General features: G+C 58.2%; 11 protein-coding genes and 1 other RNA gene. 8 read left to right on the top strand and 4 right to left on the bottom strand.

Annotated features, from left to right (window positions below; genetic code table 11):
* The 6 genes from rpsI to ACIONG_RS29080 all read left to right on the top strand — a co-directional run.
* The coding region (gene rpsI, locus ACIONG_RS29105; RefSeq protein WP_401304362.1) for a 30S ribosomal protein S9 at positions 1–370 on the top strand (370 nt) is incomplete at its 5' end.
* A 270-nt stretch (positions 371–640) separates the two neighbouring features.
* Complete coding sequence (gene petA / locus ACIONG_RS29100) at positions 641–1,234, top strand: ubiquinol-cytochrome c reductase iron-sulfur subunit (protein ID WP_003228055.1); 594 nt, start codon at positions 641–643, stop codon at positions 1,232–1,234.
* Complete coding sequence (locus ACIONG_RS29095; protein ID WP_103306226.1) at positions 1,234–2,445, top strand: cytochrome bc complex cytochrome b subunit; 1,212 nt, start codon at positions 1,234–1,236, stop codon at positions 2,443–2,445. Before petA ends, ACIONG_RS29095 begins: the two co-directional genes overlap by 1 nt.
* Entirely contained in the window at positions 2,445–3,227 is a 783-nt protein-coding gene (locus ACIONG_RS29090) for a cytochrome c1 (RefSeq protein ID WP_213026548.1), read from the top strand. The genes ACIONG_RS29095 and ACIONG_RS29090 overlap by 1 nt, the downstream gene beginning before the upstream one ends.
* Positions 3,228–3,375: 148 nt before the next feature.
* Entirely contained in the window at positions 3,376–3,993 is a 618-nt protein-coding gene (locus ACIONG_RS29085; protein ID WP_007917025.1) for a glutathione S-transferase N-terminal domain-containing protein, read from the top strand.
* Positions 3,994–4,009: 16 nt separating this feature from the next.
* Positions 4,010–4,423 carry a ClpXP protease specificity-enhancing factor gene (locus tag ACIONG_RS29080; RefSeq protein WP_103306224.1) on the top strand — a complete coding sequence of 138 codons (414 nt, stop codon included), beginning with the start codon at positions 4,010–4,012 and terminating at the stop codon, positions 4,421–4,423.
* A 50-nt stretch (positions 4,424–4,473) separates the two neighbouring features.
* Here ACIONG_RS29080 and ACIONG_RS29075 read toward each other — a convergent pair whose 3' ends face one another.
* From ACIONG_RS29075 to ACIONG_RS29060, 4 genes are all read right to left on the bottom strand, one after another.
* Positions 4,474–5,052, bottom strand: a complete 579-nt coding sequence (locus ACIONG_RS29075) for a BON domain-containing protein (RefSeq protein ID WP_103306223.1) — start codon at positions 5,050–5,052, stop codon at positions 4,474–4,476.
* Positions 5,049–5,642 (bottom strand): phosphoheptose isomerase, encoded by a 594-nt coding sequence (locus ACIONG_RS29070; RefSeq protein ID WP_008082788.1) that lies wholly within the window; start codon positions 5,640–5,642, stop codon positions 5,049–5,051. The genes ACIONG_RS29075 and ACIONG_RS29070 overlap by 4 nt, the downstream gene beginning before the upstream one ends.
* Positions 5,643–5,743: 101 nt before the next feature.
* The gene (locus ACIONG_RS29065) at positions 5,744–6,106 is read right to left on the bottom strand and encodes a YraN family protein (protein WP_103306222.1); all 363 of its coding nucleotides are present in this window, start codon (positions 6,104–6,106) and stop codon (positions 5,744–5,746) included.
* Complete coding sequence (locus ACIONG_RS29060) at positions 6,106–7,917, bottom strand: penicillin-binding protein activator (RefSeq protein WP_103306221.1); 1,812 nt, start codon at positions 7,915–7,917, stop codon at positions 6,106–6,108. The genes ACIONG_RS29065 and ACIONG_RS29060 overlap by 1 nt, the downstream gene beginning before the upstream one ends.
* Before the next feature lie 177 nt (positions 7,918–8,094).
* Here ACIONG_RS29060 and rsmI point away from each other — a divergent pair, with 177 nt between their 5' ends.
* Both rsmI and rnpB read left to right on the top strand, forming a co-directional pair.
* Positions 8,095–9,000, top strand: a complete 906-nt coding sequence (rsmI, locus tag ACIONG_RS29055; RefSeq protein ID WP_401304356.1) for a 16S rRNA (cytidine(1402)-2'-O)-methyltransferase — start codon at positions 8,095–8,097, stop codon at positions 8,998–9,000.
* Between the two features lie 73 nt (positions 9,001–9,073).
* Positions 9,074–9,325: RNase P RNA component class A (gene rnpB / locus ACIONG_RS29050), an RNA gene on the top strand; the annotation flags it as partial.

Genomic DNA, 9,325 nt, shown 5'->3' with positions numbered 1-9,325 from the left:
CACTGGCCGTCGCAAGACCGCAACCGCACGCGTTTTCCTGCGTCCGGGTACTGGTAACATCTCCATCAACAACCGTTCGCTGGATAACTTCTTCGGCCGCGAAACTGCCCGCATGGTAGTTCGTCAGCCGCTGGAGCTGACCGAGACTGTCGAGAAGTTCGACATCTACGTCACCGTGATCGGCGGTGGTGTAAGTGGTCAAGCTGGCGCAATCCGCCACGGCATCACTCGCGCTCTGATGGACTACGACGAAACCCTGCGTGGCGCTCTGCGCAAAGCTGGCTTTGTTACTCGCGACGCCCGTGAAGTTGAACGTAAGAAAGTTGGTCTGCGTAAAGCGCGTAAGCGTCCGCAGTACTCGAAGCGTTAATTTCGCTTCCACGTTCAAAAAGAATGCCCGATTCCTCACGGAACCGGGCGTTTTTTTATGCCTGCGATTTATCAAAAGAATTGCGCTGTGACAACTTGCCACATTCGTAGACCCCCTATACTGCAAGGCTTGAGGGTGAGAGCTCCGGGTAATTCCCTTGTCAGAATTGGGGCTTTTCATTACCATCTCGGCAAAATTTTTATAAGTAACATTGATTTATTTAGTAGATGCCTGATTTAACAGGCCACAAAGCTGATGGGAGAGGACTGAATGAGCAATGACGGCGTGAATGCAGGCCGGCGTCGCTTCTTGGTAGCAGCCACATCCGTGGTGGGTGCTGCAGGAGCGGTGGGGGCTGCGGTCCCGTTCGTGGGGTCATGGTTTCCCAGTGCCAAGGCGAAAGCCGCCGGTGCACCGGTGAAAGTGAATGTCAGCAAAATCGAGCCAGGGCAGCAGATGATTGCTGAGTGGCGCGGCCAGCCGGTGTTCATTGTTCGTCGTACTGCGGAAATCCTGGGGAATCTCAAGAAGATCGAGGGCCAGCTCTCCGATCCAACCTCCAAAAACTCCACGCAACCTACCTATGTCGACCCTGAGGTGCGATCGATCAAGCCGGAAATTCTCCTGCTGATCGGGATCTGCACGCACCTGGGTTGCTCACCGACCTTCCGTCCCGAAGTGGCACCTGCGGATCTGGGTAAAGACTGGGTGGGCGGTTATTTCTGCCCGTGCCACGGTTCCCACTACGATCTGGCGGGCCGCGTCTACAAGTCGCAACCTGCGCCTTTGAACCTGCCAGTTCCCCCGCATTCCTATGAGACCGATGACCTGATTGTCATTGGCGTCGATACGGAGAAAGCGTGATGAGCAAGTTCATGGATTGGGTTGATGCGCGCTTCCCTGCGACCAAGATGTGGGAAGACCATCTCAGCAAGTATTACGCTCCAAAAAACTTCAACTTCTTCTATTTCTTCGGCTCGCTGGCGCTGCTGGTGCTGGTCAACCAGATTGTCACCGGTGTCTGGCTGACGATGAGCTACACGCCATCGGCAGAAGAAGCGTTCGCTTCCGTCGAATACATCATGCGCGATGTCGAGTACGGCTCGATCCTGCGTCTATTGCACTCGACCGGCGCCTCGGCGTTCTTCATCGTGGTCTATCTGCACATGTTCCGTGGCTTGCTCTACGGTTCGTACCAGAAGCCGCGTGAACTGGTCTGGGTGTTCGGCATGCTGATCTACCTGGCGCTGATGGCTGAAGCCTTCATGGGTTATCTGTTGCCTTGGGGGCAGATGTCCTACTGGGGTGCCCAGGTGATCATCTCGCTGTTCGGTGCGATTCCGGTCATCGGTAACGACCTGACTCAGTGGATTCGCGGTGACTACCTGATCTCCGGGATCACCCTGAACCGCTTCTTCGCCTTGCACGTTGTCGCTCTGCCGATCGTGATTCTCGGTCTGGTGGTGCTGCACATCCTGGCGCTGCACGAAGTCGGCTCGAACAACCCGGATGGCGTCGATATCAAGAAACACAAAGACGAAAACGGCATCCCGCTGGACGGCATTGCGTTCCACCCGTACTACACCGTGAAAGACATTGTCGGTGTCGTAGTGTTCCTGTTCATCTTCTGCTTTATCGTGTTCTTCTTCCCGGAAATGGGCGGCTACTTCCTCGAAAAACCAAACTTCGAGCAGGCTAACCCATTCAAGACGCCAGAGCACATTGCGCCGGTCTGGTACTTCACGCCGTTCTACGCGATCCTGCGGGCAATCCCGGACAAGCTCATGGGTGTTATCGCCATGGGTGCGGCAATCGCAGTGCTATTTGTCTTGCCTTGGCTCGACCGCAGTCCGGTCAAGTCGATGCGCTACAAAGGCTGGATGAGCAAAATCTGGCTGGTAGTGTTCTGCATTTCGTTCGTGATTCTCGGCATTCTGGGCGTTCTCGCTCCGACACCTGAGCGCACGCTGGTATCGCAGATCTGCACGTTCCTGTACTTCGCCTACTTCATTCTGATGCCGTTCTACACCAGGCTCGAGAAGACCAAAAAGGTTCCGGAAAGGGTGACTGGCTGATGAAAAAGTTATTTTTTGCTCTGATTTTTGCTGCTCTGCCAGTGCTGTCCTTCGCCGCTGAACATGGTGGTCCGGAGCTGGAAAAAGTCGACATCGACGTTTCCGACAAGGCTGCGTTGCAGGATGGCGCGCGTACCTTTGCCAACTATTGCATGGGTTGCCACAGTGCCAAGTTCCAACGTTACGAGCGAGTTGCCGATGATCTCGGCGTACCTCATGAGCTGATGCTGGAGAAGCTGGTGTTCACCGGTGCCAAAATCGGTGATCACATGAGCATCGGCATGCAGCCGGCCGACGCCAAGACCTGGTTCGGCGCTGCGCCACCGGATCTGACGCTGGTCGCTCGTGTGCGTGGCACTGACTGGCTCTACGGTTACCTGAAGTCGTTCTACGAAGATCCGGCACGTCCATGGGGCGTGAACAACAAGGTTTTCCCGAACGTCGGCATGCCCAACGTACTGGTCGGCCTGCAAGGTCGTCAGGTCGTGGGCTGCAAACAGGTGCAGATCGTCGAAGACGGCAAGAAGCAATATGATCCGCTGACCGGTACGCCGCTGACTCATGAAGCGTGCGATCAGCTGACCATCGTGCCGAAGTCCGGTGCTCTGAACGAAGAGCAGTTCGATGAGAAGGTCAAGAATCTGGTAACCTTCCTGGCTTACTCGGCTAACCCGGTTAAGCTGCAACATCAGCGCATCGGTACTTACGTCTTGCTGTACCTGGCGTTCTTCTTTGTGTTCGCCTATCTGCTCAAGCGTGAATACTGGAAAGACGTGCACTGATACGCTTCAAAAGCATTGCTGTTAATCGCGCGCGCCCAAGGGCGTCTCCGATAGCGCAACGTCTGGCCAGCCAGGTGTTGCGGGAGGCGCCCTCTGGGCGCGCGCGTTTTTCCGGTTCCGATAATTTCAACAAGCGAGGAGGATCGCCATGGGCGTGACCAATCGGTTGGCCTGTTACTCCGACCCCGCCGACCACTATTCCCACCGAGTGCGCATTGTGCTCGCAGAGAAGGGTGTCAGCGCCGAGATCATTTATGTGGAAGCTGGTCGCCAGCCGCCTAAACTGATTGAGGTGAACCCTTACGGAAGCCTGCCCACGCTGGTCGATCGCGACCTGGCGTTGTGGGAGTCGACCGTGGTGATGGAATATCTGGATGAGCGTTACCCGCACCCGCCGTTGATGCCGGTTTATCCGGTGGCGCGTGCCAACAGTCGTCTGCTGATTCACCGCATTCAGCGTGACTGGTGTGGTCTGGTGGATCTGATTCTTGATCCCAAGTCCAAGGAGGCCGCGCGTGTCGTGGCGCGCAAGGAATTGCGTGAAAGCCTGACGGGCGTGTCGCCGCTGTTTGCCGACAAGCCGTTTTTCCTCAGTGAGGAACAAAGTCTGGTGGATTGCTGCCTATTGCCAATACTCTGGCGTTTGCCGATTCTGGGTATTGAACTGCCGCGGCCAGCCAAGCCGTTGCTTGATTATATGGAGCGCTCGTTTGCGCGTGAGGCTTTCCAGGCGAGTCTGTCTGGTGTCGAACGCGATATGCGCTAAGGCTTAAGGAGCCGCTATGAACTCCAGTCGACCTTATCTGGTCCGCGCGCTCTACGAGTGGATTGTGGATAACGATTGCACCCCGCACATGCTGGTCAATTCCGAGTACCCGGCCGTGCAGGTGCCGCAGGGTTTCGCCAGTGACGGGCAGATTGTCCTGAACATCTCGCCCAGTGCCGTGCGTCATCTGCACATGGACAACGACGTGGTGACCTTCGAAGGTCGCTTCGGCGGCGTCCCGCACAGTCTGTACGTGCCGATCAGCGCCATCCTGGGTATCTATGCCCGGGAAAACGGTCAGGGCATGGTGTTCGATATCGAGTCGCCGATGGATGACGAAGATGATATCGAGCAGGACGATGACCTGCCGCCACCGGACAGCGAACCGCCGCGCCCAAGCGGTCGGCCAAGTTTGAAAGTGGTGAAATAAAAAAAGGCGATCCGTATGGATCGCCTTTTTTATGATCTGCAGGGTGCGTATCAGTCGATGTACTCAAACAGTTTTACAATCTTCTGTACGCCGGAAACGCCCTGTACCAGGTTGGTCGCCTGCGCCGCTTCCTGTTTGGTCAGCAGGCCCAGCAGATAAACGATACCGTTCTCGGTCACGACCTTGATGCGCGAGCCGGGAATGCTGGCGTCGGTGAGCATCTGGGTCTTGATCTTGGTGGTTAGCCACGCGTCGTTCTGACGAGCCAGCAGGGAGGAGGGCTGCAGCACTTGCAGCTCGTTGTGGACCTTCTTCACACGCTGCACGTTGGCGGCAGCCTGTTCGGCCTTGGCCTTGAGGTCTTCGCGGGGCGTCTGACCGGCCAGCAGCACGACGCCGTTGAAGCTGGTGACGACGATGTGTGAGTCGTTGTCCAGGGCCGGGTCGGCCTTGGCCACGTTCACGCCCACTTTGGTTTCGATCAGCGAGTCGTCGATCTTGCTGCCGAAGGTGCGGGTGCCACGGTCGTCTTCAATCGGCGCTTCGCGGCTGGCATTCACCACCGAGGTGCAGCCGCTGATGCCGAGGCACAGGGTCAAGGCCAGAAGGCCAAGGCGATTAGGGGTCATTCTTCACTCCCGAACAGTTGGCTGTCGATCAGATCGCAGAGGCAATGGATCGCCAGCAAGTGGACTTCTTGAATACGTGCAGTGACGTTGGCCGGTACGCGAATCTCGACGTCCTCGGGCAACAGCAGCGACGCCATGCCGCCGCCATCGCGTCCGGTCAAAGCTACGACAATCATTTCGCGATCATGTGCGGCCTGGATCGCTTGAATAATGTTCGCCGAGTTACCGCTGGTCGAAATCGCCAGTAATACGTCGCCTGGCTGACCGAGTGCGCGGATCTGCTTGGAGAACACTTCGTTGTAGCTGTAGTCGTTGGCGATCGAGGTGATCGTCGACGTATCAGTGGTCAGGGCGATGGCCGGCAGGCTTGGACGCTCGCGCTCGAAGCGATTGAGCAGCTCCGAAGAGAAATGCTGGGCGTCGCCGGCGGAGCCGCCGTTGCCGCACGAGAGCATTTTGCCTTCGTTGAGCAGGGCGTTGACCATGATCTGGCTGGCTTGCTCGATGTGCGGTGCAAGTACGTCCATCGCCTGTTGCTTGGTGTCGATACTGGCCTGGAAAAGCTGGCGAATTCGGGATTGCATGTCCATCTGTGTGACCTTAAGTAGCGCGGCTGTCCGGCACATGAATGTGCAGCCCGCAAAGCAAAGAGCAAAATTTGTCGGATGAAAAAGTCCGGGTTGGCTGCAGGTCAACTGTCGAAAGCATTCTGCAACCAGTTCAGCTGACTCGGATGGCTGTCGATGGCCACCACGTCGAAGCGGCAGGGGGAATTGGCCCAGCGCGACTCGCGCTGAAGAAAATACTGCGCAGCGAAAATCAGTTTCTGCTGCTTGCGCGCATCGATGCTAGCGAGCGCGCCACCCCATTGAGTGTTTTTTCTGTAGCGAACTTCAACGAATACTACTGTATCGCCATCAAGCATGACCAGATCAAGCTCGCCGCGTTTGCATAACCAGTTCTGCGCCAATAGGCGCAGACCTTGATCCTGCAGATGCTCGAGCGCCTGGCGCTCGGCATCTTTACCGCTTTGCGAGCGTGACCTGTCAGGCATCAGCGTGGCGTATCCGGCAGGCGTTGTACCTGACCGCTGACGAACTGCGCCCAAGGCAACTGACGCACAACGCGCTGGGTCTGGGTCATGCCGAGGCTGCCCGACTCACCATCGATGCGGCTGTCCGGCAAGGCTTTGAGTTGGCCCAGGCGTGGCGCCAGGCGGTAGGCGTCCACGCCCATCGCGTACAGACGACCGAGGCTGCCTGCCGCTTGCGGCCACTGTGCAACCACTTGCTGGCGCAGTGGATCGCTGGTTTCCAACAGCCATGGGGTTTCGCAGAAGCGAATGCCGTTCATGTCGTTGTATTGGTTGACGTCACCGCTGGCGCTGTACACGTGCGAGGTTGCATACACAGGAACGTCACCGGCGTACTGGAAGTTCAGGGTCGGCTTGATCTGCTGCGCTTGCTGCGGGGTTGCAGCGAGGAAGATGAACTCGATGTCCTGACGGCGCGAAGGCTGTGCGGCGACGTTGGTGCCGGCAGCATTTTGCAGGCTCTTGGCGCGGGCTTCACTCTGGCGCAGCTGGAACATGTCGGCGATCTGCTGGGCCAGTTGCACTGGCTGATCAACACGTTCGGTGGCAACGATGCTGCCACCATTCGCCTGCCAGTCCTGGCTGAACGCACGCAATACGCGGTCGCCCCATTCGCCTTTCGGCACCATGATTGCGGCGCGGTGCAGGCCATCGGCGCGAGCGCGACGGGACACTTCACGGGCTTCGTCTTCAGCCGCCAGACCAAACTGGAACAGTTGCGCCGGACCTTGATCGCCTTCGCTATAGTTCAGCGCGAGGGTGGTGATCGGCAGTTGCGGACGGGTGCTCAGTTGTTTGACCAGTGGTTTTTCCAGCGGGCCGACGACCAGTTGCACGCCGTCAGCCTGAGCCTTGCGGTAGAACTCGTCCATCGAAGTCAGCTTGGAGCTGTCGTAGAACTCGATCGCTGGCGGCTTTTGCCCGGCCTGTTGAGCCTGGTAGTGCGCAGCCATGAAGCCTTCACGCAGAGCCTTGCCGACTGCGGCCAGTTGGCCGTCCTGCGGCAACAGCAGGGCGATCTTGCTCAGTGGCTGGCTGGCCAGTTCCTTGAGCTTGGTCAATGGCAGCGGCAGGTTGATGGCGGCCGGGTGCTTTGGATTCTGCGCACGCCAGGCGTCGATCGCTGCTTGCTGCTGTTCCAGGGTGCCGGCGGATTTCACTGCCATGGCCAGGCCCATCCAGCCGCCGAGATCGTCGGTGGTGTTCGGTTGCAGTTGGTCGGTTGGCAGCGAGCCAATGAGGGTCCAGATCGCTTCGTGGTTTTTGCTGGCGGCTTCGCCTTGCAGCATCGGTGCGATGAACACACGTTCACGAGCGGCAGCCAATGTCTGGCCATCGGCTTCAAGGGCGCGGGCATGTACGGTGCCGGTGCGTACTTGTTGCTCTTCTGGCATCTCGCCCAGGTGTTGCAGGCTTGGATGGCTCAGTGCAGTCAGCGCGGCTTTCGGCTGATTGCGGGTCATGGCCAGCTCAGCATTCAAGGTGCTGGCGAAAATCTGCTGGCCTGGCTTCAGTTGCTCCATCGGCACTTGTTGCAGGATTTGCGCGGACTGTCCGGCATTGCCCTGGCGATAAGCCAGGTCCGCAGCGCTCAGGCGCAACAGGGCGGCTTTTTCCGGGGTTTTCGCCTGACTAGCCTGTTCGAGCAGTTGCTCGATGCTGGCATCCGGGGTCCGTGGAAGTTCGCCAAGGCTGGAGGAAGGGGAGCTGGCGCAAGCCGCCAACAAGGCAGCGAGGCAGAGGGCAGTGAACAGCCGCAGGCAAGCGATCATGTAAGTGTTCCTGATACTCGATCAAATTAGCGTCGAATTGTACCCAAGCACTGGCCGGGGCGCGATGTTACTGGTGTGAATCAGGCAATTTAGCTGGAGTAAATGTTGCGTCAGTGCACAACGACACGCAAAACCGAGCATGGGCGGTGCACGTCGCAAGCCTCGTGACGCGTTACAATGCCGCCTTTTACCGATCACGAGGTGTGCGCTTTGACTGCTCCAGGTCCTTTGAATTCCGCTGCTGGCTCGCTTTATGTGGTGGCGACGCCCATCGGCAACCTGGACGACATCAGCGCCCGGGCCCTGAAAATTCTCCGCGAAGTGTCGTTGATCGCTGCCGAAGACACGCGTCATTCGCAGCGACTGATGCAGCACTTCGGGATTCCCACGCCGTTGGCTGCCTGTCACGAACATAACGAACGAGATGAAGGTAGTCGCTTTATTACCCGCTTGCTGGCAGGTGACAACGTCGCGCTGATTTCGGATGCCGGTACGCCGCTGATTTCTGATCCGGGTTACCACCTGGTGCGTCAGGCCCGTGCTGCCGGGATCAATGTAGTGCCGGTTCCTGGCGCGTGTGCGTTGATCGCCGCGCTGTCGGCCGCAGGTCTGCCATCTGACCGTTTCATCTTCGAAGGTTTTCTCCCAGCCAAGTCGGTCGGCCGCAAGGCGCGCCTGGAAGCTGTCAAGGAAGAGCTGCGCACGTTGATCTTTTACGAAGCTCCGCACCGTATTCTTGAATGTCTGCAGGATATGGAGGCGGTGTTCGGTGGTGAGCGTCAGGCCTTGCTCGCCCGTGAAATAACCAAAACCTTCGAAACGCTTAAAGGTTTGCCGCTGGCTGAGCTGCGCGCGTTTGTTGAATCCGACAGCAATCAGCAGCGCGGCGAATGCGTCGTGCTGGTGGCCGGCTGGAGCGCGCCAGAGTCCGAAGATGCCGTCAGCAGCGAGGCGATGCGCATCCTCAATCTGTTGCTTGAGGAGATGCCGCTCAAGCGTGCCGCCGCGCTGGCAGCGCAGATTACCGGCGAGCGTAAAAACGTGCTGTATCAGGTCGCGCTCGACAAACAAAAAGACGTGTAAGCCGTCGCCCATAGCGCTCTTGGGGCTTTTAGCGCTTGTTCTTCGGCCGCTCTGCCGTTAACCTTCGCGGCGGAGAGTCGATCGGACAGTCGCTGCCCTCTATGAAAATTAGGGGGGGGAGGAAAGTCCGGGCTCCATAGGGCGAAGTGCCAGGTAATGCCTGGGAGGCGTGAGCCTACGGAAAGTGCCACAGAAAATAACCGCCTAAGCGCGCAAGCGCCGGTAAGGGTGAAAAGGTGCGGTAAGAGCGCACCGCACGGCTGGGAACCGTTCGTGGCTAGGTAAACACCACTTGGAGCTAGACCCAATAGGGTCCCAAGGCGTG

The organism is Pseudomonas sp. NPDC087817, from assembly GCF_044742875.1.
Classification (GTDB): Bacteria; Pseudomonadota; Gammaproteobacteria; order Pseudomonadales; family Pseudomonadaceae; genus Aquipseudomonas.
The sequence above is the reverse complement of the archived record's forward strand: the minus strand, read 5'-3'. Positions and strand labels throughout refer to the sequence as shown.

Bases quoted from the DNA above. Each gene is read 5' to 3' on its own strand.
- petA (WP_003228055.1), top strand. From the start codon at position 641: ATGAGCAATGACGGCGTGAATGCAGGCCGGCGTCGCTTCTTGGTAGCA.
- ACIONG_RS29095 (WP_103306226.1), top strand. From the start codon at position 1,234: ATGAGCAAGTTCATGGATTGGGTTGATGCGCGCTTCCCTGCGACCAAG.
- ACIONG_RS29090 (WP_213026548.1), top strand. From the start codon at position 2,445: ATGAAAAAGTTATTTTTTGCTCTGATTTTTGCTGCTCTGCCAGTGCTG.
- ACIONG_RS29085 (WP_007917025.1), top strand. From the start codon at position 3,376: ATGGGCGTGACCAATCGGTTGGCCTGTTACTCCGACCCCGCCGACCAC.
- ACIONG_RS29080 (WP_103306224.1), top strand. From the start codon at position 4,010: ATGAACTCCAGTCGACCTTATCTGGTCCGCGCGCTCTACGAGTGGATT.
- ACIONG_RS29075 (WP_103306223.1), bottom strand. From the start codon at position 5,052: ATGACCCCTAATCGCCTTGGCCTTCTGGCCTTGACCCTGTGCCTCGGC.
- ACIONG_RS29070 (WP_008082788.1), bottom strand. From the start codon at position 5,642: ATGGACATGCAATCCCGAATTCGCCAGCTTTTCCAGGCCAGTATCGAC.
- ACIONG_RS29065 (WP_103306222.1), bottom strand. From the start codon at position 6,106: ATGCCTGACAGGTCACGCTCGCAAAGCGGTAAAGATGCCGAGCGCCAG.
- ACIONG_RS29060 (WP_103306221.1), bottom strand. From the start codon at position 7,917: ATGATCGCTTGCCTGCGGCTGTTCACTGCCCTCTGCCTCGCTGCCTTG.
- rsmI (WP_401304356.1), top strand. From the start codon at position 8,095: ATGCCGCCTTTTACCGATCACGAGGTGTGCGCTTTGACTGCTCCAGGT.